The organism is Streptomyces sp. NPDC055239, assembly GCF_053606205.1.
Map to the genome: position 1 here is coordinate 604,450 of NZ_JBSGRD010000003.1, position 22,236 is coordinate 626,685.

Below are 22,236 nucleotides of genomic sequence, written 5' to 3' on the forward strand. Positions count from 1 at the left end.
CAGAGAGGGCGGCTCCCGTCCTACCGAGGGGCGCATTGGTGCGCTCGCGCGCCCCTCTCCCACCGGAACGCAACTTCGCCAAAGTAGGTGCCCCACGGCACGCCACCCCACATCCCGGGCCGAGTGGTGTAGAGATCCGGACTACCTGGGCCCGGCCCGGATGCGGTACACGGCGACCGGCAATTCGAGCACCCACTTCGCGGGACGTGCCCCTGCCCGGAAAAGGGTGGATTGCAAGAAAGTCCCACCCCAGCCCCGCCCCTGGGCCCCTCTCGTGGGACTTTCCTGCAATCCCCCTCGTCCGCGCCCCTTCTGCGGCCACCCCAAACGATCCGGTCGCCGGACGCTTGACGAGACCCGCACCCACCCCCTGAGCAGCCGCGCGCCTCCCTCACTGACGGCCGACCCCAACGAACCAGTCCGCACCCGGCGTCAAAACCGCTCGGCCCGACGGGAGTGGTCGAGAGTCCCGCCCCTGGGCCGTCCGGATGTCTTCCCTCGCGCGGTGGAGGGACGGGAGTCAAGGGTGGAGCGAAGCGGAATCGGCGCAGCCGACGCGACGTAGGAGCGCCCTTTACGCCCGGCCCGTAACCGCCAATCTCGGGTCAACCGGACGGCCCCGGCGCCCAGACCAACACCGGCCCACCACAGCCCCCTCCCGGGCAACCCCACACCGCCGCCGAGCTCCAGTTGGCCCCGATGGCCACCGGACCAGGCCGCATGATCCGGCGTCGGGGCGTCGGGGCGTGGGGCAGTGGGCAGTGGGCCCGCACCTTACCGGGCGAGCCGTGCCCGTACCGTCTTGCCGACCGGCCATATCAACTCTCGCGCCAGCGAGGCCTGGCGTCGTGGTTCCGCCGCTGGGCCCAGCTCGAACAGGCGGCGCTGAACCTCTATTCACCAACCAGCTCCCGCCGCTCGGCGACGAGCAGATCGAGGCTCAGCTCGCGGCCCGCCAGGAACGGCAGAGGCCGAGGAGCATGATGAGTACCCCCGAGCTGGCTTGGTTCAAGAGCAGTTACAGCGGCGGATCCGCGACGACTGCGTAGAAGTAGCCCCCTCCCCCACCGCCAAGCGAGACTTCACCCCCTACGCCGCCAGCGACGCACCGGCGCAGTAACCACCGCCGCCAACACCGCAACGATCCCCCCGAGGGCCATCACCACGGTGGTGGACGTCGCGTCCACCACCGTTCCGCCGGCCAGCGCGCCGAGCGCGAACGTCGCTTGGAACGACGACGTGAACAGCACCGACGCGGCCTCGGGCGCACCCGGTGCCGCCGTCACGAACCACGTCTGCGAGCAGACCGGCACCGCCCCGTACGCGGCGCCCCAGATCAGGAGCAGCACCAGCGCGCCGGGCCTCCCCGTGCCGAGCACCGGCAGCAGCAACGTCGCGGCGGCGAGCAGACAGGCGGCCACCGTGAACGTAGGGCGCAGCGAGCGTCTCGCCCACGCCCCCGCGAGGAAGTTGCCGACGATGCCCGCGACGCCGTACGCCAGCAGGAAAACGGTGATCGACCGCGGGCCCGCATGCGTCACCTCCGCCAGGAACGGCGTGACGTAGGTGTACGTGCCGAAGTGGGCCGTCACGATGAGGAACGTCGCTGCCAGGCCGACCCTGACGCGGGGCGTGCCGAGCAGGTCGCGCAGGACGGTCAGGCGGGTGACCTGCACCGGGGGCAGGGGCGGTACGGAGACCACGAGCGCGGCGAACACGGCCAGTGTCAGGACGCCCATCACGACGAACACCGCTCGCCAGCCCGCCAGTTGAGCGATCCACGTACCCGCGGGCACACCGAGCACCGAGCCGAGCGGGACCGCGGAGAAGATCACGGCGGTCGCCCGCCCTACCTGCGCCTCGGGGACCAGGCGGGCCGCGAGCCCCGACCCCATGGACCAGAAGGCGCCGATGACCGTTCCCACCAAGACCCGGCTGACCAGCATCAGCCAGTAGCCGGGCGCCACCGCGGCGAGGAAGTTCGCAAGGGCCAGCACCAGGATCAGGGCGCAGAGCATGTGGCGGCGGTCTGCGCGGGCGGTGGTGACCGTCACGGTGGGGGCGGCGACGGCGGCGAGGATGCCGGGCAGGGTCATCATGAGCCCTGCCGTACCGTCCGAGATGCCGAAGCTGTCGCCTATGGGGGTCAGTAGGCCGATCGGCAGGATCTCGGTGGTGACGATGGAGAAGATCCCCAGCGTCACGGCGATGACGGCAGGCCAGCCGCCCAACGGTGAGTGGGTGGAGGCGGGCGGCAGGAGTGACTTAGTCGGTGCGGGCATGCCGCCGAGTTCAGCAGCGCCACCCACCACCGGTCTGGCACGTCTGCGACATCAATGTGCCGGGTGAGGGTGATGTCGGATTCCCGCGTGGCGTCCTCGCCGGTCACTCGGGTCAGTGCGTGATCGCGGGCTCCGGGTCAGACGTCGAACTCGCCTTGCTGCCAAGGTGGTTGAAGACCAGGTTCAGGGCCACTGCGAGCAGACAGCCCGTCGAGATGCCGGAGCCCAGGACGATCTGGGCCCAGGCCGGGAACGCGTCGTAGAAGCCGTCCGAGAGTGCGGGAGCCAGGCCCGCGCCGAGGGTGACCACGACGATCAGGGCGTTGTCGCCCCTGTGCAGGTCCGCCTGGAGCAGTGTCTGGATGCCGCTGACCGCGATGGAGCCGAAGAGGAAGAGGCTGACGGCCGCCAGGACCGGCATGGGGACGACCGAGATCAGCGCCGCCGCTGCGGGGCTGAGGCCGATCAGGACCAGGATGGCGCCGCTGAGTGCTACGACGAAGCGGCTGCGCACCTTGGAGATGACTACCAGGCCGATGTTCTGGGCGAACGCGCTCGCGTGGAAGGCGTTGAAGAGGGGGCTCAGGGCGGAGCCAAGTGCGTCGGCTCGTAGGCCGCGGGCGATTGTCTTCTCGTCGACCTCCCTGTCGACGATCTTGCCCAGGGCGATCATGTCGGCGGTCGACTCGGTGAGGATCACCAGCATCACGACGCACATCGAGATGATGGCCGGGATGTTGAACTCCGGTGCGCCGAAGTGGAGCGGGGAGGGGATGCCCACCAGGGCCGCGTCATCGAGCTTGGAGAAGTCCGCCAGGCCCATCGGGATGGCGAGCAGCGTTCCGAAGATCATGGCGAAGAGCATGCTGATCTGTTTGAGGAAGCCTCGCGTGAAGCGCTGGAGCAGGAGCATGACCAGGACCGTTGCGCCCGCCAGGCCGATGCTGCCGGGTTGCGGGGTGCCCGTCGAGGAATCGTCCACTATCCAGTCGTATGCGACGGGGATGAGTGAGACGCCGATCAGGGTGATGACCGAACCCGTCACCACCGGCGGGAAGAAGCGGACCAGGCGTGAGAAGTATGAGCTGACCAGGAAGCCGAAGAGGCTTGAGATGATGATCGCGCCGAAGACGACCGGCATCCCCGCCTCCACGCCGCCCTGTGTCGTGATGATCGTCAGCATCACGCCGACGCCCGCGAACGACACTCCGTTGACGAACGGCAGGCGGGAGCCGATGAAGTTGCCGATGCCGAGGGTCTGGAGCAGCGTCGCTATGCCCGCCATCAGGAGGCTGCCGCCCATGAGTACGGCCGTGTCCCCCGGCGACATCTTGGCGGCGACGGCCACGACCAGGGGGACCGAGACGGCGCCCGCGTACATGGAGGCGACGTGCTGGAGGCTTGCGACGAGCATCCGGCCCGGCGGCAGGATCTCGTCGACCGGATGAACCTCGGGATGAACCTCAGGGGCCGGGGTGGCCGGTGCGGCCTTTTCGGCGGGGCTGGGCTGAGAACTCATGGGTGGCGCTTCTTCCGTGTGCGTGACGCCGGAAGTCGGGCCCGTCGCGCGGGAGTTCACGAGGCGCGCGGCGGGACCGACCGTTAGTCCGACTGGAAAGTAACTTCCGCGATGCGGGCGGCGTCACGCACGTTACGTCAGTGGGCCCCCGCCGGGGAAGACCCTTCGTGCACCCTCTGTTCAGCGATTTCTCCCCCGGGCTCCATCGGGTTGGTCACGTCGTCGTCCTCGCCCCTCTTGCCGATGTGGTTGAAGACGAGGTTGAGCAGCACGGCCGCGACACAGCCCGTGGAGATGCCCGAGTCGAGGATGATCTTCGCGGTCTCCGGGAACGCGTGGTAGAACTCCGGCGCCGCGATCGGGATGAGGCCCACGGCGAGGGATACGGCCACGATCAGGACGTTGTTGTCGCGCTCCAGGTTGGCCTTGACCAGGGTCTGGATGCCGCTCGCCGCGACCGATCCGAACAGGACGACACCCGCGCCGCCGAGCACGGGACGCGGTACGACGGCGATGAGCGAGGCGGCCATCGGGCACAGGCCCATCAGGACCAGGAAACCGCCGCCCACGGCGACGACGTACCGGCTGCGGATCTTCGTCATCGCGACAAGGCCGATGTTCTGTGCGAAGGCGCTGCACATGAAGCCGTTGAAGAGCGGGCTGAGCGCCGAGCCGAGGGTGTCGGCGCGCAGGCCTGCCGCGATGGTCTTCTCGTCGGCGGGACGGTCGACGATCTCGCCGAGCGCCAGCATGTCGGCTGTGGACTCGGTCATCGAGACCACCATGACGACACAGAGGGAGACGATCGCCGCCGCCGCGAACTGCGGGGCGCCGAAGTGGAACGGCGTCGGGAAGCCGACGATGTCCGCGTCGCCTACCGGGCTGAAGTCCGTCACTCCGAACGGGATCGCGATGAGCGTGCCGACGACCAGGCCCAGGAGCACGGCGATCTGCTTGACGAAGCCCGTGGTGAAGCGGCGCAGGAGCAGAACGATCACTAGCGTGATGCCCGCCAGGCCCAGGTTCTTCATCGAACCGTAGTCGTCGGCGCCCGGTACCGGGCCCTGTGCCCAGCCGAACGCGACCGGCATGAGCGAGATGCCGATGAGCGTGATGACCGTGCCGGTCACCACCGGCGGGAAGAAGCGGACCAGCTTCGAGAAGAACGGCGCCGCGATGAAGCCGAGTACGCCCGCGACGATGACCGCGCCGAAGATGATCGGTAGCGCGTCGTCCTTGTTGTCGGTCGAGTCGACGACCGCGAGCATGGGGGCGACACCCGCGAAGGTGACGCCGTTGACGAAGGGCAGACGGGCGCCGATCTTCCAGATGCCGAGCGTCTGGAGGAAGGTGGCGAGGCCCGCGGTGAACAGACAGGCGCCGGTCAGGAAGGTGAGTTCCTTCGGCGAGAGGCCGATCGCCGCGCCGACGATGAGCGGCGGGGCGACGACGCCCGCGTACATGGCCGCCACGTGCTGGAGGCCGGTCGTCGCCATCTTGAGGGGCGGGAGTTTCTGGTCGACGGGGTGAGTCTCGCCCGTCGTTCCTATGGCGCTTTCGCCGTCGGATTCGGATGGGTCTGGGGTGGTGCCTGGGGTGGTGCCTTGCTTGGTGAACCTGGGCTGAGTGGCCACTGTGGCTCCTCCGGTTGTTTTCCAGTACGGGCCGCATTGCCGGCACTTTTCGCTTCTGGGAGGTGGTGCGTGGTGCAAGGACTTGCTCGGTATGAAGTTGTGGTGATGGTGGTGGTGCTGGTGGTGCGCCCAGGTAGTACTGACCGCCCCGGGAACGTGAAGCTTTGGGCCACGTTCCGGGGCGGCACTTGAGCAACCCGCTCGGCTGCTCAAGTCCGGTCAAGGGCCGTCCCCCCTGACCGGAGTTCTTGGAGTCAGGCCTCCGCGGAGATCCGCGCGAGGCGCTGCGCCTCGTCCCGCGCGGAGCGGGCGATGGCGTCCTCGTCGACGTGCAGCAGGCGGCTGTCCTCGACGATCGGCCGGCCGTTGACGAGGGAGAGCGTGACCGGGGCCGCCGCGCCGAAGACGATGGCGGTCACCGGGTCGGCGATCGAGGAGTGCCCGATGCCATCGATCTTCCAGAGGACCAGGTCGGCGAGCTTGCCCGGCTCGAGCGACCCGATCTGCGTGGAGCGGCCGAGGACTTGGGCGCCGCCGAACGTTCCCAGGCGCAGGGCCTGACGGGCGTTCAGGGCTGCTTCGCGGTGTGCGCCGAGGCGGTTGATGAGGAGTGCGTTGCGCAGCTCGGTGTGCAGTTCGCCCGACTCGTTGGACGCGGTGCCGTCGACACCGAGGCCGACCGGGACGCCCGCCTTGAGCATGTCGGGGACGCGGGCGATGCCTGCGGCCAGACGTGCGTTGGAGGACGGGCAGTGCGCGACTCCCGTGCCTGTACGGGCGAACGCGGCGATGTCGGAGTCGTTCATGTGGACGCAGTGCGCCATCCACACGTCGTCACCGAGCCAGCCCGTCGACTCGAAGTAGTCGGTGGGACCCATGCCGAACAGTTCCTTGCAGAACTGCTCCTCCTCGACGGTCTCACTGCCGTGGGTGTGCAGACGTACACCCTTGGCACGCGCCAACTCCGCGCCTTGCTTCATGAGTTCGGTCGATACCGAGAACGGGGAGCAGGGGGCGACGGCGACCTGGGTCATCGCGTCGAAGGAGGCGTCGTGGTGCTTGTCGACCGTGGCGGCCGTCGCGGCGAGCGCGCCTTCGAGCGTCTCGACGGCGAAGTCCGGCGGCAGGCCGCCGTCCTTGACGCTGCGGTCCATGGAGCCGCGGGCGAGGGTGAAGCGGACACCCATGTCGCTGGCCGCGCCGATGATGGCGCCGGAGAGGTCACCGGAGTTCTTCGGGAAGACGTAGTGGTGGTCCATCGCGGTGGTGACACCGCCGCGAGCCATCATGCCGAGCGAACCCTGGGCCGCCGCCTTCACCATCTGCTCGTCGATGCGCGCCCACGTCGGGTAGAGCGCGACGAGCCAGTTGAAGAGGTTGTGGTCGGTGGCGAGGCCACGGGTGATCCACTGGTAGAAGTGGTGGTGCGTGTTGACCAGGCCGGGGGTCACGAGGTGACCGGTCCCGTCCACGCGGCGTACGACGTTGGCCAGGCCCTCGGGGGCCTTTCCGGAGCCGATGGACTCGATCTTGTTGCCCGCGACGACGACGTATCCCGATGCGTACTCGGTGTCGTCGGCGTCGACGGTCGCGATGGCACAGTTCTCGATGACGATGCGCTGAAGGTCTGCCGGTGCTGCCATGGTGCTTCTTCCTTCTTCGGTGAGTGGCGATGTGGGCACGGCATGACCCTAGGAAGATTTGAGTGCCGCGGCCGCGGGGCTACGGGTGCCGAGATGGTTGAAGAACAGGTTGAGCAGGACCGCGGTCAGCGCTCCCGCACTGATTCCTGAGCCCAGGACGGTCTGCGCCCAGGCCGGGAATTCGGCGTAGAAGGTGGGCGCGGCGAGCGGGATGATGCCCGCTCCGAGCGCGACGGCCACCAGGATGATGTTGGAGCTGTCGTCGAGGCCCGCCTCGGAGAGCGTACGGATGCCGCTGACCGCGATGGAGCCGAAGAGGACGATGCCCGCGCCGCCGAGGACCGGCATCGGTACGAGGCTGACGACCGCGCCCAGCATCGGGAAGGCGCCGAGCACGATGAGCGCGCCGCCAGCGACGGCCACTACATAGCGGCTGCGTACACGTGTCAAGGAGACTACGCCGACGTTCTGTGCGAAGGCCGAGGTGGGGAAGCCGCCGAAGACCGGGCCGATGAGTGTCGCGATACCGTCGGTGCGCAGGCCGCGGGTGATGGTCCTGCCGTCGCTCTTGCGGTCGCAGATCTCGCCGAGGGCCAGCATGCCGGCCGACGACTCGGTCATCAGGACCAGCATCACGATGCAGAGCGAGAGGATCGCGGCGGGCTGGAACTCCGGGGCACCGAAGGCGAAGGGTGTCGGGAGTGCCGCCACCGGCGCCGACTTGATGGCGCTGAAGTCGGCCATACCGAACGGGATCGCGGCGAGCGTTCCGATGAACAGGCCAAGAAGCAGGGCGACTTGCTTGAGGAAGCCGCGTCCGAACCGCTGGAAGACAAGTATCACGGCGAGCGTGAAGGCGGCGAGCGCGAGGTACTTCATGGCGCCGAAGTCGGCGGCGGTCTTGTCGCCGCCCTGCGCCCAGGTGACGGGCACGGGCATCAGCGTCACGCCGATGAGCGTGATGACGACGCCGGTGACGAGCGGCGGGAAGAAGCGCAGGAGGCGCCCGAAGAAGGGGCCGACGGCGAGGCAGAAGACGCCCGCGACCATCACCGCGCCGTAGATGGCCGGGAGTTGATGACCTGTGGCGCTGTTCTCGGCGATGGCGAGGATGGGTGCGATGCCCGCGGACGAGGCGGCGTTCACGAAGGGGAGCCGGTTGCCGACGAAGCCCTTGACGCCGAGCGTCTGCAGGATCGTGGCGAGTCCGGCGATCAGCAGGCTCGCGGCGATGAGGCGCGTCTGCGCGACCGTGTCCAGACCACAGGCCTGGCCGATGATCAGCGGCGGAGTGACGACGCCCGCGTACATGGCGGCGATGTGCTGGAGTGCGGCGGGGACGAGCCGCGAGGGGTGGAGCTTCTCATCCACCGGGTGGCAGGCGGCAGTTGACTCGACGGTAGTTGCGTCGCCGGCAGTTGAGTCGCCGTTAGTCGAGTCGCCGTCGGCTATGTCCGATGGGGTGGAACACGGGCCCTTCTCAGACCCTTTTGCAGGCTGTGCCATTGCTGCTGTTCCCTCCGGTGTGGCGCGCCCCCGTCCGCTGCGGACGGGCGGGGGCGCGCGTCCCGTATCAGAGGTTGGTCATGTCGACCGGGATCTTCGGCTGGACCCCGTCCCTGAGAACCGTGGCCTCGATCAGGCCGTAGGGGCGGTCCGCCGCGAAGTAGACCTCGTTGTCGTTCTTGAGACCGAAGGGCTCGAGGTCCACCAGGAAGTGGTGGTTGTTCGGCAGCGAGAAGCGGATCTCGTCGATCTCGCTCCGGCTGTTGATGACGCGCGAACCCATTTGGTAGAGGGTCTGCTGCAGCGAGAGGGAGTACGTCTCGGCGAAGGCCTGCAGGATGTGCTTCTTGGCCTGCGCGTACGACTTCTCCCAGTTGGGCATCCGGTCCGCGTCGCTGGTCCAGTTGTAACGCCAGGCGGCGGAGACGTCGGTGCACAGGATGCGGTCGTACGCCTCCTTCAGCGTCGTGTACTTGTCCTTGACGTAGCCCCAGAACTCCGAGTTGGTGGAGTTCATGACCGTGAGGTCCTTGAGCCCGGAGATGATCTCCCAGTTCTCACCGTCGAAGGTGATCTGCGTGGTGCGCAGCTCCTGGCCCTTGCGGGCGAAGGAGTGGTTGACCTCGTCCGAGCCGATGAACCTGGAGTTGTTGTCCGAGGTCGCGATGCGCTCCCAGGTGTACTCCTGGATGCGGATCCGCGCGACCTTGATCGGCTCCTGGGACGTCACGAAGTGCCTGGCCAGGTGGATGCCGAACTGCTCGGCGGACTCTATGCCGTACTCCTTGGCGAACGCGTACACCGTGTTCTTGGTGGTGTCCGTCGGCAGGACGTTGGCGTTCGAGCCGGAGTAGTGCACGTCCTCCATGTCGCCGGAGAGCGCGACCGAGACGTTCAGGTCCTTGATGTGGTGGGTGTCGCCGTCCCGCGTGATCTTGACGACGCGGTTCTCTGCTTTGCCGTACTGGTTCTGGCCGAGAATCGTGGGCATGTCTGCTAGCTCCCTCGGTAAACGGAGTAGCCGAACGGGTTGAGCAGCAGCGGTACGTGATAGTGCTCGCCCGGGTCGACGGCGAAAGTGATCGCCACCTCCGGGAAGAACGCACCGCTGTCCCTTACGCGGGGGGCGTCCTGCTGCGCCTCGGCTTGCTTCTTCGTGTCACTGTGCTGGTTTGTGGAGAAGTACTGCTCGACCTCGAAGTCGAGTCGTACGTGGGTCGTGCCCTCCGGCAGAGCCGGGAGGTCCTTGCAGCGCCCGTCCGCGTCGGTCGCGGAGCCGCCGAGCGCCACCCACTCCGCGTCACGGCCACTGCGGGCGGTGAGCGAGATGGTGACGCCCTCGGCGGGGCGTCCGACGCTGGTGTCCAGGATGTGCGTGGACACCGAGGCGGTGGTGTCAGTGCTCATCAGTCGTTTTCCTCTTCTGCTTCTACGAGACGGTTCAGCCGGATGCGGTTGATCTTCCCGAGTTCGGTGCGCACGATTTCGCGCTCCGCCTCGGCCGTGTTGCCGATCCGTGCCTTCATCGCGTCGCGCATCTGCTCACCGGTGGCCCCGGTGGCGCAGATCAGAAAGACATGTCCGAACCGGTCCTGGTAGGCCAGGTTCAGTTCGAGCATCTCGGCCTTGAGCTCCTCGGAGGCCCCCGCCATGCCGCGCTGTTCGCGGGACGACGTGGGGTCCCCGGGCTTCGGGCGGCCGATCGGCGGGTGCCCGGCCATCGCCTCGGCCAGATCCTCGGCGGTCAGCTCGGCCATGGCGGCGTCACTTGCGGCGAAGAGGGCTTCGACGGTGGGGAAAGGGCGCTGGGAGAGCAGTTTGCTTCCCCAGGCCGATGAGGCGCAGGCCTCGTGGAGGGCGGCGGTGGCCGCGCTCTCCGTCAAGGCGTTGAACCGGGCTGGGCCCGGCGTCGAGCTCGAAGTCACGGGTGCCTCCGTGGCCATACGGCCTTGTGCTGGACGGGCTGCGGATAGCTAACGCCAGCCGAAACACCACGTCAACACTTTGTTGAAAACTTCGAGTAACAAAGGCCACCGTCCGGTTAACGGACGGTGGCCTTCAGTAGCGCTCTGACCTGGGGCTTACCCAGCAGGTCAGGTGGAGCGGTTGAGGTAGTTGTACACAGTGAAGCGTGAGACGCCGAGCGCGCCGGCCACCGTCTCCACTCCGTGACGCACGGCGAAGGCGCCTCGCGCCTCGAGTATCCGTACGACTTCCTGCTTGGCCTTGCGGTCGAGATCCGACAGCGGCATCCCGCGCTTGCGCTCCAGGGCGATCAGGATGTGATCGAGGGAGTCGGCGAGCTGCGGCAGGCGTACGGCGACCACGTCCTGCCCCTCCCAGGCGAGGACGACGTCGTCGGCACCCGCCTGGTCGGGGGGCACCATCTCGCCGCCCATGGCGTCCACCAGCGGCTTGACGGCGGCCACGAAGGGATCGCGGGCGTCCCCGGGTCCGGATCCGGTCATTCGATGACCTCCCCCGACTCTCCGAGCACGTTCACCTGGAGCGAGACACGGGTCGCGCCCGCCTCCAGGGCCTGGCGCAGCAGCGCGTCGACGGCGGTGAGCACCTCGTCGGCGCCGCCCTCCGCCGTGTTGCCGAAGGGACCGACGTCCACGGCGTCGAGGTCGGCCCCCTGGATGACGTCACGGGCCACCACGGCGTGGGCGGGCGCCTCGTCCAGGTCGAAGGGTTCGGTCGTGAACTCCACTCTCAATCGCACGCGCTCAACCTACTGCCGCGTGGTGATTTTCCGGCAGCCCCCTCTTGACAAGGGCGGATCCTCGACGGCAATCTTCCATCAGACAGAAATTAACTTCCGCTATACGGAAGGAGCGCGGAAGCCCCATGGGATACTCCGACCAGCGCTTCAATGTGAACCTGTCGATCCTCTTCACGGAACTCCCGCTCCTGGAGCGCCCCGCGGCTGCCGCCGCGGCGGGCTTCACGGCGGTCGAGCTGTGGTGGCCCTGGGTCGACGCCCCCACCCCCGAGCAGTCCGAGCTCGACGCCCTTCGGGCCGCGATCACGGACGCCGGCGTAGAGCTGGTGGGTCTGAACTTCTACGCCGGTCAGCTGCCGGGACCGGACCGCGGCGCCCTGTCGATCCCGGGCGAGGAGAGCGAGAAGTTCCGCGCGAACCTCCCGGTGGCGGCGGACTTCGCCAAGTCCCTCGGCTGCAAGGCGCTCAACGCGCTCTACGGCAACCGGGTGGAGGGCGTGACCCCCGCGGTCCAGGACGAACTCGCCCTGGAGAACCTGGCGCTCGCGGCCCGCGAGGCCGACCGCGTGGGTGCGGTGCTGCTTATCGAGGCCCTGAACAAGCCCGAGTCGCCGCGCTGCCCGATCGTCAGCGCGGACGCCGCGATCGCCGTGGTGGACAAGGTGAACTCCGCCACCGGACTCGGTAACGCGAAGTTCCTCATGGACCTGTACCACCTGTCCATGAACGGTGAGGACCTGCCGGCCGTCATCGATCGCTACGTGGCCCAGACCGCGCACGTGCAGATCGCCGACAATCCTGGCCGCGGGGCCCCGGGCACGGGGTCGCTGCCGCTGGAGGAGCTGCTCGATCAGCTCCGGAAGGCGGGTTACGAGGGGTACGTCGGGCTGGAGTACAAGGCGGGCGACCGGCCCAGCGCCGAGGCCTTCGGCTGGCTGCCGGCTGCGGACTAGCCCGCCGCTTCGCGGCGGATGTTTCCCGCCCACCCACCCGATTACCCCGCATCACCCCGTAGCTAGAAAGGCTCCCTCATGAGCAACCTTCCCAAGATCGCGTGGATCGGACTCGGCATCATGGGGTCCCCCATGTCCGAGAACCTGATCAAGGCTGGTTACTCCGTCACCGGCTTCACCCTTGAGCAGGACAAGCTGGACCGTCTCGCCGCCGCCGGCGGCAGCGTCGCGAAGTCGATCGCCGAGGCCGTCAAGGACGCCGACGTCATCGTGACGATGGTGCCCGCGTCCCCGCAGGTCGAGGCCATCGCGTACGGCGAGAACGGCATCCTGGAGAACGCGAGGTCCGGCGCGCTGATCGTCGACATGTCGTCGATCACCCCGCAGACCTCCGTGGACCTGGCCAAGGCCGCCAAGGACAAGGGCATCCGCGTCCTCGACGCCCCCGTCTCGGGTGGCGAGGCCGGTGCCATCGAGGCTGTTCTCTCCATCATGGTCGGCGGCGAGAAGGCCGACTTCGACGAGGCCAAGCCGCTCCTTGACGCCCTCGGCAAGACCATCGTGCTGTGCGGTCCGCACGGCTCGGGGCAGACCGTGAAGGCCGCCAACCAGCTGATCGTCGCCGTGAACATCCAGGCGTGCGCCGAGGCAGTCGTCTTCCTGGAGAAGTCCGGGGTGGACCTGACCGCCGCCCTCGACGTCCTGAACGGGGGGCTTGCGGGCTCGACCGTCCTGACCCGCAAGAAGGACAACTTCCTCAACCGCGACTTCAAGCCCGGATTCCGGATCGACCTGCACCACAAGGACATGGGCATCGTCACCGACGCCGCCCGCAATGTCGGTGCCTCGCTCCCGGTCGGCGCCGTGGTCGCGCAGCTCGTCGCCTCACTGCGTACGCAGGGCGACGGCGGCCTCGACCACTCCGCGCTGCTTCGCGGCGTCGAGCGCCTCTCGGGCGCCGAGCTCTAAGCCGAGCCCTCAGAAGCCCTACGAGGCTCCGAGAGCTCCCTCATCTTCCGGGCCGCGGCGGCGCTGACACCTGTCCTGTCGCGCCCAGGCGTCGCCGCGGCCCGGAACTCAAATCCCCACCCGCAAGTCGCATCAAGCCCCACCCAAAACTTCAACAAACTGTTGACGTAGCTGTTCAGGCGTACTTACGCTCGCGTCACCTCAGCAGTTTCAGTAGTCCGTACGGAAGGTCAACCCCGCCACCATGTCGAAGCGTGTGCTCACGACCGAGTCCGGCGCCCCCGTCGCCGACAATCAGAACTCCGCCACCGCCGGCGTCGGTGGCCCGCTTCTCCTCCAGGACCAGCACCTCCTCGAGAAGCTCGCGCGCTTCAACCGCGAGCGCATCCCGGAGCGTGTGGTCCACGCCCGCGGTTCTGGTGCCTACGGCTACTTCGAGGTGACCGACGACGTCACCGCGTACACCTCGGCCGACTTCCTGAACACCGTCGGCAAGCGCACCGAGACGTTCCTGCGCTTCTCCACGGTGGCCGACAGCCTCGGCGGCGCGGACGCGGTCCGTGACCCGCGCGGCTTCGCGCTGAAGTTCTACACCGAGGACGGCAACTACGACCTCGTCGGCAACAACACCCCGGTCTTCTTCATCAAGGACCCGATCAAGTTCCCCGACTTCATCCACTCCCAGAAGCGCGACCCCTTCACGGGCAAGCAGGAGCCGGACAACGTCTGGGACTTCTGGGCGCACGCCCCCGAGGCGACGCACCAGGTGACGTGGCTGATGGGTGACCGCGGCATCCCCGCGTCGTACCGCCACATGAACGGCTACGGCTCGCACACCTACCAGTGGACGAACGAGGCGGGCGAGGCCTTCTTCGTGAAGTACCACTTCAAGACGAACCAGGGCGTACGCAGCCTGTCGGCCGAGCAGGGCGCCGAACTCGCGGGCAAGGACGCCAACTCGCACCAGACGGACCTGCTCCAGGCCATCGAGCGCGGCGTGAACCCGTCCTGGACGCTGCACGTGCAGATCATGCCGGCGGCGGACGCGGCCGACTACCGCTTCAACCCCTTCGACCTGACGAAGGTGTGGCCGCACAGCGACTACCCGCTGCAGCGCGTGGGCCGTCTGGTCCTGGACCGCAACCCCGACAACGTCTTCGCCGAGGTCGAGCAGGCCGCCTTCTCCCCGAACAACTTCGTTCCGGGCATCGGCCCTTCCCCCGACAAGATGCTGCAGGGCCGCCTGTTCGCCTACGCGGACGCGCACCGCTACCGCCTGGGCGTCAACCACACCCTGCTCGCGGTGAACGCCCCCAAGGCGACCAAGGCCGACAACTACGGCCGCGACGGCCTGATGGCGTCCAACGCGTACGGCCGCGACCGCAAGAACTACGAGCCCAACTCGTACGACGGCCCCGCCGAGACCGGCCAGGCCCTCTCCGCGCCGCTCGCCGTCAACGGCCACACCGGCACGCACGAGGCTCCGCTGCACACCAAGGACGACCACTTCTTCCAGGCGGGTGAGCTCTACCGCCTGATGTCGGCCGAGGAGCAGTCCCGCCTGGTGGCGAACATCGCGGGCGGCCTCTCGCAGGTCAGCCGTGACGACGTCATCGAGAAGAACCTGGCCCACTTCCACGCCGCCGACGCCGAGTACGGCAAGCGCGTGGAGGAGGCTGTCCGCGCCCTGCGCGAGGACTAGAACTCCCTAGCTGCGCCGGGGAATTGACGGGAGGTCAACTCCCCGGTGCTGTGCCCGCGCCATCACGGAACCCGGATGAGGGGTGGTCCCGTGGTGTACCGGGCGCCGGACGAGGACCGCGGCGGCTCTGCGAGCCAGTGCGGTGGTAAAGGCCCTGTGGCCCTCTTCTCGACATGAGGGAAGAGGCACCCCGGAGCCATTCGCAGCCGCCGCGGTCCCAGCCGAAAACAGCCGAAAACATCAGAGCCAGAGCGCCGAGTACGGACGGTCCCGTACTCGGCGCTCTTCTGTGTGCGGGCCCCGGTGTTCCGTGGCCCGCCCGCCGCTCAGCGCACCTTCTCGCCCGCCGCCAGCTTCGCCAGCATCCGTTCGAGCCTTGCGGCGCGCGTAGCCGGTGTCCTTGCCGTCATCAGGCGGTGCAGAACGACGTACTGGTCCGACTTGGTGAGGCCCTCGAAGGTCTCACGGGCCACCGGACTGACCGCCAGGGCCGCCGCCAGGTCGTCCGGGACCGTGGCGTTGCGCTGCGACTCGTAGGCCGCCTCCCAGCGCCCGTCGGCCTTGGCCGCCGTCACCTCCGCGAGGCCCGCCTCGCGCATGCGGCCGGCGTCGATCAGGGCCTGTGCCTTCTGGACGTTCACCTTCGACCAGAGGCCGCGCGGCCGGCGCCGGGTGATCTTCTGCAGGAAGTACACGTCGTCGTGCGACCTGCGCTGGCCGTCGATCCAGCCGTGGCAGAGCACGACGTCGACGACTTCGCCCCACGTCACCGATGCCACGCCCGTCGCCTTCTTGGCGATCAGCAGCCACGCACCCGGTTCACTGCTGTGGTGTTCGTCCAGCCAGGCGTCGAGTTCCGCGACGTCCGCGCAGGTCATGACCCGCAGCCCCTCCAGCGATTCCATCCGCACACACTAATCCGCACGCGCCAAAGGGGCGGCCCACCCCACCGGGTGGACCGCCTCTCCAGGGCTGCGTCAGGCGATTCAGACCTTCAGCGGCCGGATGGCGGTGGGCGCGTGGCCCGGCTCCGTGGCGATCTCCTCGAACTCCTTCACCGCGCTGATGTCGGCGGTCGGGCTCATGGAGATGTTCGTGATGCGCTCCAGGATCGCCTCGACGACGACCGGGACCTGGTGCTCCTGGGCCAGCTTCTTGGCCTGCTCGAAGGCCGCGGCAAGGTCGTTCGGGTCGGTGACGCGGATGGCCTTGCAGCCCAGGCCCTCGGCGACCTTGACGTGGTCGACGCCGTAGACGCCGAGCTCGGGACTGTTCTGGTTCTCGAACTCCAGGTTGACCTGGAAGTTGATGTCCAGGCCGATCTGGGCCTGGCGGATCAGGCCCAGGTAGGCGTTGTTCACCAGGACGTGGACGTACGGGATGCGGTGCTGCGCGCCGACCGCCAGTTCCTCGATCATGAACTGGAAGTCGTAGTCGCCGGAGAGGGCGACGACGGGGGTGTCACGGTCGGCGGTGGCGACACCGAGCGCGGCCGGGATCGTCCAGCCGAGGGGGCCCGCCTGGCCGCAGTTGATCCAGTGGCGCGGCTTGTAGACGTGCAGCATCTGGGCGCCCGCGATCTGCGAGAGGCCGATGGTGGTCACGTAGCGCGTGTCCGGGCCGAAGGCCTTGTTCATCTCCTCGTAGACGCGCTGCGGCTTCATGGGGATGTTGTCGAAGTGCGTGCGGCGCTGGAGCGTCTCCTTGCGCTCCAGGTGGGATGCGACCCACTGGGAGCGGTCGGGCAGCTTGCCCGCGGCCTTGAGCTCCTTGGCCACCTCGACGAAGAGTTCGAGGGCGACCTTGGCGTCGGAGGCGATCCCGTAGTCCGGCGCGAAGATCTTGCCGATCTGGGTCGGCTCGATGTCGACGTGCACGAACTTGCGGCCCTGGGTGTACACGTCCAGCTTGTAGCCGGTGTGACGGTTGGCCCAGCGGTTGCCGATGCCGAGGACGAAGTCCGACTCCAGGAACGTCGCGTTGCCGTAGCGGTGGCCGGTCTGCTGGCCGACCATGCCCGCGTTCAGGTCGTGGTCGTCGGGGATGGTGCCCCAGCCCATCAGGGTCGGGACGACCGGGGTGTTGGTGATCTCGGCGAACTCGACCAGGAGGTCGGAGGCGTCGGCGTTGATGATGCCGCCGCCCGCGACGATCAGCGGACGCTCGGACTCGACCAGGAAGGTGATGGCCTTCTCGATCTGGGCACGGGTCGCGGTCGGCTTGTAGACCGGCAGCGGCTCGTACGTGTCGATGTCGAACTCGATCTCGGTCTGCTGGACGTCGATCGGCAGGTCGATGAGGACCGGACCCGGACGGCCCGAGCGCATCAGGTGGAACGCCTGCTGGAAGACGCCGGGGACCTGCGCGGCCTCAAGGACCGTGACGGCCATCTTCGTGACCGGCGTGGCGATCGACGCGATGTCGACGGCCTGGAAGTCCTCCTTGTGGAGCAGGTGCGTCGGCGCCTGGCCCGTGATGCAGAGGATCGGGATCGAGTCGCCGGTCGCGGAGTACAGACCGGTGATCATGTCGGTGCCCGCAGGGCCCGACGTACCGATGCAGACGCCGATGTTGCCGGGGTTGGCCCGGGTGTATCCCTCGGCCATGTGCGAGGCACCCTCGACGTGCCGGGCGAGCGTGTGGTCGATGCCACCGCCCTGCTGGAGCGCCTTGTAGAACGGGTTGATCGCCGCGCCGGGCACACCGAACGCGTTGGTGACGCCCTCGCGCTTGAGGATCTCGACTGCCGCGCGGACAGCGGTCATACGTGCCATGGGGTTCTCCTGCTTCGACAACAGCTTCGACAGCTTCATCAGCTATTCGGCTGACGGATACGGCTGGCGGATCCGGCTCCCGTCGCGCCCCGCGGTGAGCTTCTGTTTCCGCATTGTGGAAAGTATGTTCTGCTATATGGAAGCAATGTAGGCCGGTGCGGTGGAGACCGTCAAGAGATGTCCGGGAACCGGCCCGCCCGAAGGGCGCGTCCCAGTCGTTGAATTCGGGCCGACTATCGGGGGGCGCGCGTGGCCACTGCACCGGACACGGCGTCACCGGGCACGTCACCCGCCCAACAGGGCCGGCGGAGGTACGGCCGCTCGGTGCGGTCTCGCCTTCGCGGCGACGGGGCGCGAACCCTTCACCGCCGGAGGCGGGGGCCCGGACCTGACGGACGTACCGAGGGAGCTGCTGCCCCTGGTCACGGCCTGCCTCGCCACGCACCCCGCGGCGAGGCCCGCGCCGCGCACCGTCGCCCGCATGGCGGGCCTCCCCTGCCGGGCAGCCGCCGCCGGGATTTGACCCTGGCAAAGGCACTGTTCTTGGCTCAACTAGCTGCCGCGGCAAGCTCACTTGGTGGACGATGGACATAACGAACCGGTGAGCGGTGACGGTGAGCGGTAACGGTGACGGGTGAGGGTGATGACGGACAGCGACGTCCCGGTACGGTGCCCGGCCTGTCGGCGCGAACATGCGTACGCTCCACCGTCCTACCCCTGCGCGTGCGGTGCCCCGGTGGTTCCGCCGGTGGCACGCGGAGCGACCGTGACTCCGGTGACGGACCGGACGTGGGCGGACGAGTGGGTGATCGTGCGGTGCCGGATGTGCGGGCGCCGGGACCAGTGGCCGCAGCCTGAGCTGGAGTGCGAGTGCGGGGCGGTGCTGCGGATTCCGGTACGGGCGGTGCAGGCGCCGTCAGCCGCTCCCCCACCTCCGACGACGCCGAGCACCCCCACTCCCACTCCCCCGGCGCACATACCCCCACCCCCGACGGCTCCGACTCCGCGACCCGCCTTCCAGCCCGTGCCGGTCCGTACGGCGCAGGACGCGGTGACGGTGGCGGCGCTGTACCTGCGGTGGCTCGGGTACACGGACATCCGGGGAGCGGTCAAGCGGGCGCCTTCCGGGGTGCGGGTGGCGGCGCGAGGCGTGATCGCCCTGATCGAGCCGTCCGTGAAACCGTCGTCGCTGCGTGACGTGGAGTGCGTATGGCTCAGCGCGATGGCCGAGTCCGTCAGCTGCGTCTGCTTCAGCCTCGCGGGCTACGAGGAGGCCGCCCGCACCCGCGCGGACGCCTTGTCCATCCCGCTGTTCGTCATCGACCTCACGGGCACACCACAGCCGGTGAACGGCGCGGCGGACGAGCTGATGTCGGCGGGGTGACGCGGCCCTGCGGGGCGGCGGGGCGCGGCGGGGCCGGCGGACGCATGCAGGGAACGCGCCCGACCGGGCACGCCACTGCCTGCCGCCCCCTGCGCGGCAAAGCTCACCGGCAACGGGACTACACCCCGTACCGCTCCCTGAGTTCGATCTTCCGCACCTTCCCCGACACCGTCATGGGGAAGCTCTCCAGGATCCGCAGCCCGGCCGGGATCTTGTAGCGCGCCAACTGCCCCTCGCAGAAGGCCCGCAGCTCCTCCAGCGTCAGGGGATCCTCCGCGTCCCGCAGGATCACGCACGCCAGCGGCACCTCCCCGTAGCGCTCGTCGGGAACGCCCACCACCTGGACGTCCGCGATCTTCGGGTGGCCGTACAGAAACTCCTCGATCTCACGCGGGTAGATGTTCTCGCCACCCCGAATGATCATGTCCTTGATGCGGCCGACGATCTGGACGTAGCCGTCATCGCGCATGACCGCCAGGTCCCCCGTGTGCATCCAGCGCCCCGCGTCGATCACCTCCGTCGTACGCGAAGGCTCGTTCCAGTAGCCGAGCATCACGCTGTAGCCCCGCGTGCACAGCTCGCCCGACGTACCCCGTGGCAGCGTCACACCGCTGACGGGATCGACCACCTTCACCTCGATGTGCGGCAACACCCGGCCCACCGTGCCCGTCCGCCTCTCCAGGTCGTCCGTGCGGCGGGTCTGTGTCGAGACCGGGGAGGTCTCCGTCATGCCGTAACAGATGGAGACTTCCTCCATGTGCATCTCGGCGACCACCCGCTTCATCACCTCGACCGGGCAGGGAGAGCCCGCCATGATGCCGGTGCGCAGCGAACTCAGGTCGTACGTGGCGAAGTCGGAGAGGTTCAGCTCCGCGATGAACATCGTCGGCACCCCGTACAGCGACGTACAGCGCTCGCGCTCCACCGCGTGCAACGTGGCGACCGGGTCGAAGGACGGCGCCGGGATGACGATGCAGGCGCCGTGGGACGTGGCGCCCAAGTTGCCCATCACCATCCCGAAGCAGTGATAGAAGGGCACGGGCAGGCACACCCGGTCCTGCTCCGTGTAGCCGACCGTACGGCCCACCCAGTAGCCGTTGTTGAGGATGTTGTGGTGGGAGAGGGTCGCCCCCTTGGGGAAGCCGGTCGTGCCCGACGTGTACTGGATGTTGACCGGATCGTCACAGCTCAATTCGGCTTCACGCGCGCCCAGTTGTCCGGACCCCACCGCCCCCGCCGCACCGAGCAGCTCGTCCCACGAGCTGTCCTCGATGTAGTGGACGGACCTCAGCTCGGGACAACCGGGCCGCACCTGATCCACCAGCGCCCGGTAGTCGCTCGACTTGTGCGACCGCGTGGCGACAAGAACCGTCACCCCGGCCTGCTTGAGCACGTACTCCAACTCATGCGCACGGTAAGCCGGGTTGATGTTCACCATGATCGCGCCGATCCGCGCGGTGGCGTACTGCACGAGCACCCACTCGGCGCAGTTCACCGCCCAGATGCCGACCCGGTCACCCTTGCCGACCCCGACCCCCATGAATCCCCGGGCCAACTGCTCTACGGCCGCACCGAATTCGGCATACGTCCACCGCTTCCCGGCCGCCACGTCCACCAGCGCGTCCCGCTCCGGCCAGGCCTCGATCGCCCGGTCCAGATTGCGCCCGATGGTGTCACCGAGCAAAGGCGTCTTACTGACACCGTGGGCATACGACAGTTCACCCGCACGGAGACTCGCGCTCACCGGACTCACTGGAACTCCCCTTCGCGGTACTGGGCGGCGTCAAGTGTCACCCGCGGATCAGTACCGCGTCGAGCCTTGCGCGTCTGAAAGAGCGGCGCGACCTGCGACCGCGCGGCGGCGGGCGCCGGTCAGCGGCGGGCCTTGACCCGCTCCAGACCGGTGACCCCCAGCGCGGCCAGACCGATCTGGATGGCAAGCTCGATCCAGTCGATGCCCTTGGTGTCGGCGACGCCGAACGCGACCGCGACGGCCGTGCCGACGAACGCCGCCACGATGCCGACCAGGATCGTCCACAGCACGCCGATGCGCTGGCGGCCCGGAAGGACAAGGCGGCCGAGTACACCGATGACGATGCCGATCACGACGGCGCTGATGATGCCCGAGATCTCCATGCCCGCTCGCCTCTCTTCGACAGAGCCTTCACGTCACAGGTTCAGGTTCCCATGCCCTGACCGGACAGTCCTCTCCCCTTCCGGTGCGCGGGGCGCGGGGAAGCTCCGGAGGCTCTCTTCCAGGTCGTCGAGGGCTCTGCGCGCCGTCACGATGCGGGTCCGCAAGTCGCTCTCGGCGGCGGTGGGCGCGGCCTCGTCGCTCTCCTCAGTCTCCTCGGTCTCCTCCTGCTCCATGGTGCGGGCCTCGTCGAGGGACGTGATGACGACGCCGATGAGGACATTGACGAGGACGAAGGAGGCGAGGAGGACGTACGAGGCGTAGTAGACGATGCTCCAGCGGGAGATCTCCAGGCCCGCGCGGACCGCGTCGCCGAGACCGTCGAGCGTCATGAGCAGGAACAGTGTCAGGATCGCGCGGCCGATCGAGCCGAAGTGTTCGGGGTTTTCATCGGCGAAGAAGACCCAGCCCACCATCGCGTACACGTACAGAAGCAGTCCGCCGACGAACAGGAAGCTCACCGTGCCGGGCAGGCTGCGGCCCACCGCCACGAGGACGATGCGCAGTTGGGGCAGGAAGCGGGCGGCGCGCAGCACGCGCGCCAGCCGGAGCAGCCTGAGCACGGTGGCGTTCTCACGGACGACGGGCAGGAACGCGCACAGGACCACGGCCAGGTCGAAGAGGTTCCACGGGTCCCGGAAGAACTCCTTGGGACGGTCGGCGTGGGCGGCGATGCGGAGCAGCATCTCCAGCGTGAAGACCGCCAGGAACCCGTGCTCGACCAGTTTCAGCTGGTCGTCCCAGCGGTCTGTGACACCCGCGTACGTCTCGACGCCCAGCACGGTGGCGTTGGCCAGGATCAAGGTGAATACCGTGACGGCGAACCAGCGTGCCTCTATGAGGGTTCGACAGCGTGCGGCCAGGGCCTGTCGGGGTCGCTCGGGTAAGTGAATCGCGTTACTGCTCACGGGGATTGGATCTTACAGGCGCAGATGTGCGGCCAGTCCGGTA

General features: G+C 68.2%; 19 protein-coding genes and 1 pseudogene. 5 read left to right on the forward strand and 15 right to left on the reverse strand.

What is annotated here, in order from left to right; translation table 11 throughout:
• Positions 1–822: 822 nt before the first annotated feature.
• Positions 823–971 (forward strand): annotated as a pseudogene (locus tag ACWFRJ_RS13520) (transcriptional regulator); the annotation flags it as partial.
• A 111-nt stretch (positions 972–1,082) separates the two neighbouring features.
• Here ACWFRJ_RS13520 and ACWFRJ_RS13525 read toward each other — a convergent pair.
• From ACWFRJ_RS13525 to ACWFRJ_RS13570, 10 genes are all read right to left on the reverse strand, one after another.
• Positions 1,083–2,282, reverse strand: coding sequence for an MFS transporter (locus tag ACWFRJ_RS13525; RefSeq protein WP_453528582.1), 1,200 nt, complete (start codon positions 2,280–2,282; stop codon positions 1,083–1,085).
• Positions 2,283–2,394: 112 nt separating this feature from the next.
• A complete protein-coding gene (locus ACWFRJ_RS13530; RefSeq protein WP_453528585.1) occupies positions 2,395–3,801 on the reverse strand; it encodes a nucleobase:cation symporter-2 family protein in 1,407 nt (468 codons plus the stop codon).
• A 137-nt stretch (positions 3,802–3,938) separates the two neighbouring features.
• On the reverse strand, positions 3,939–5,297 hold the full coding sequence (locus ACWFRJ_RS13535; RefSeq protein WP_453529636.1) for a nucleobase:cation symporter-2 family protein: 1,359 nt from the start codon (positions 5,295–5,297) through the stop codon (positions 3,939–3,941).
• A 392-nt stretch (positions 5,298–5,689) separates the two neighbouring features.
• Entirely contained in the window at positions 5,690–7,078 is a 1,389-nt protein-coding gene (locus tag ACWFRJ_RS13540; RefSeq protein ID WP_453528588.1) for an 8-oxoguanine deaminase, read from the reverse strand.
• A gap of 48 nt (positions 7,079–7,126) precedes the next feature.
• Complete coding sequence (locus ACWFRJ_RS13545) at positions 7,127–8,584, reverse strand: nucleobase:cation symporter-2 family protein (protein ID WP_453528591.1); 1,458 nt, start codon at positions 8,582–8,584, stop codon at positions 7,127–7,129.
• Between the two features lie 67 nt (positions 8,585–8,651).
• Positions 8,652–9,575 (reverse strand): factor-independent urate hydroxylase, encoded by a 924-nt coding sequence (gene pucL / locus ACWFRJ_RS13550; RefSeq protein WP_453528594.1) that lies wholly within the window; start codon positions 9,573–9,575, stop codon positions 8,652–8,654.
• Between the two features lie 5 nt (positions 9,576–9,580).
• Positions 9,581–9,991, reverse strand: coding sequence for a hydroxyisourate hydrolase (gene uraH, locus ACWFRJ_RS13555; RefSeq protein ID WP_453528597.1), 411 nt, complete (start codon positions 9,989–9,991; stop codon positions 9,581–9,583).
• The gene (gene uraD / locus ACWFRJ_RS13560) at positions 9,991–10,509 is read right to left on the reverse strand and encodes a 2-oxo-4-hydroxy-4-carboxy-5-ureidoimidazoline decarboxylase (protein ID WP_453528600.1); all 519 of its coding nucleotides are present in this window, start codon (positions 10,507–10,509) and stop codon (positions 9,991–9,993) included. Before uraD ends, uraH begins: the two co-directional genes overlap by 1 nt.
• A gap of 168 nt (positions 10,510–10,677) precedes the next feature.
• The gene (locus ACWFRJ_RS13565; RefSeq protein WP_453528603.1) at positions 10,678–11,052 is read right to left on the reverse strand and encodes a helix-turn-helix domain-containing protein; all 375 of its coding nucleotides are present in this window, start codon (positions 11,050–11,052) and stop codon (positions 10,678–10,680) included.
• On the reverse strand, positions 11,049–11,309 hold the full coding sequence (locus ACWFRJ_RS13570; RefSeq protein WP_389901044.1) for a hypothetical protein: 261 nt from the start codon (positions 11,307–11,309) through the stop codon (positions 11,049–11,051). Before ACWFRJ_RS13570 ends, ACWFRJ_RS13565 begins: the two co-directional genes overlap by 4 nt.
• Positions 11,310–11,434: 125 nt before the next feature.
• On the opposite strand from ACWFRJ_RS13570, the gene ACWFRJ_RS13575 reads away from it, so the two are divergent.
• The 3 genes from ACWFRJ_RS13575 (at position 11,435) to ACWFRJ_RS13585 (ending at position 14,933) form a co-directional block, all read left to right on the forward strand.
• Positions 11,435–12,262: a TIM barrel protein gene (locus ACWFRJ_RS13575; protein WP_453528606.1), complete on the forward strand. Its 828-nt coding sequence runs from the start codon at positions 11,435–11,437 to the stop codon at positions 12,260–12,262.
• A 78-nt stretch (positions 12,263–12,340) separates the two neighbouring features.
• On the forward strand, positions 12,341–13,231 hold the full coding sequence (locus tag ACWFRJ_RS13580; protein ID WP_453528609.1) for a 2-hydroxy-3-oxopropionate reductase: 891 nt from the start codon (positions 12,341–12,343) through the stop codon (positions 13,229–13,231).
• A 244-nt stretch (positions 13,232–13,475) separates the two neighbouring features.
• Positions 13,476–14,933 (forward strand): catalase, encoded by a 1,458-nt coding sequence (locus tag ACWFRJ_RS13585; protein WP_453528611.1) that lies wholly within the window; start codon positions 13,476–13,478, stop codon positions 14,931–14,933.
• A gap of 326 nt (positions 14,934–15,259) precedes the next feature.
• On the opposite strand, the gene ACWFRJ_RS13590 is transcribed toward ACWFRJ_RS13585, so the two are convergent.
• Positions 15,260–15,838, reverse strand: coding sequence for a YdeI/OmpD-associated family protein (locus ACWFRJ_RS13590; RefSeq protein ID WP_453528614.1), 579 nt, complete (start codon positions 15,836–15,838; stop codon positions 15,260–15,262).
• An 81-nt stretch (positions 15,839–15,919) separates the two neighbouring features.
• Entirely contained in the window at positions 15,920–17,707 is a 1,788-nt protein-coding gene (gcl, locus tag ACWFRJ_RS13595; protein ID WP_453528617.1) for a glyoxylate carboligase, read from the reverse strand.
• 643 nt (positions 17,708–18,350) lie between these two features.
• On the opposite strand from gcl, the gene ACWFRJ_RS13600 reads away from it, so the two are divergent.
• Positions 18,351–19,091 carry a hypothetical protein gene (locus ACWFRJ_RS13600; protein ID WP_453528620.1) on the forward strand — a complete coding sequence of 247 codons (741 nt, stop codon included), beginning with the start codon at positions 18,351–18,353 and terminating at the stop codon, positions 19,089–19,091.
• Positions 19,092–19,209: 118 nt separating this feature from the next.
• Here ACWFRJ_RS13600 and ACWFRJ_RS13605 read toward each other — a convergent pair whose 3' ends face one another.
• The 3 genes from ACWFRJ_RS13605 to ACWFRJ_RS13615 all read right to left on the reverse strand — a co-directional run bounded on the left by ACWFRJ_RS13605 (position 19,210) and on the right by ACWFRJ_RS13615 (position 22,199).
• A complete protein-coding gene (locus tag ACWFRJ_RS13605; RefSeq protein ID WP_453528623.1) occupies positions 19,210–20,835 on the reverse strand; it encodes an AMP-binding protein in 1,626 nt (541 codons plus the stop codon).
• 128 nt (positions 20,836–20,963) lie between these two features.
• Complete coding sequence (locus ACWFRJ_RS13610; protein ID WP_453528626.1) at positions 20,964–21,227, reverse strand: GlsB/YeaQ/YmgE family stress response membrane protein; 264 nt, start codon at positions 21,225–21,227, stop codon at positions 20,964–20,966.
• Positions 21,228–21,260: 33 nt separating this feature from the next.
• The gene (locus tag ACWFRJ_RS13615; RefSeq protein WP_453529639.1) at positions 21,261–22,199 is read right to left on the reverse strand and encodes an ion transporter; all 939 of its coding nucleotides are present in this window, start codon (positions 22,197–22,199) and stop codon (positions 21,261–21,263) included.
• Between the last annotated feature and the right edge of the window lie 37 nt (positions 22,200–22,236).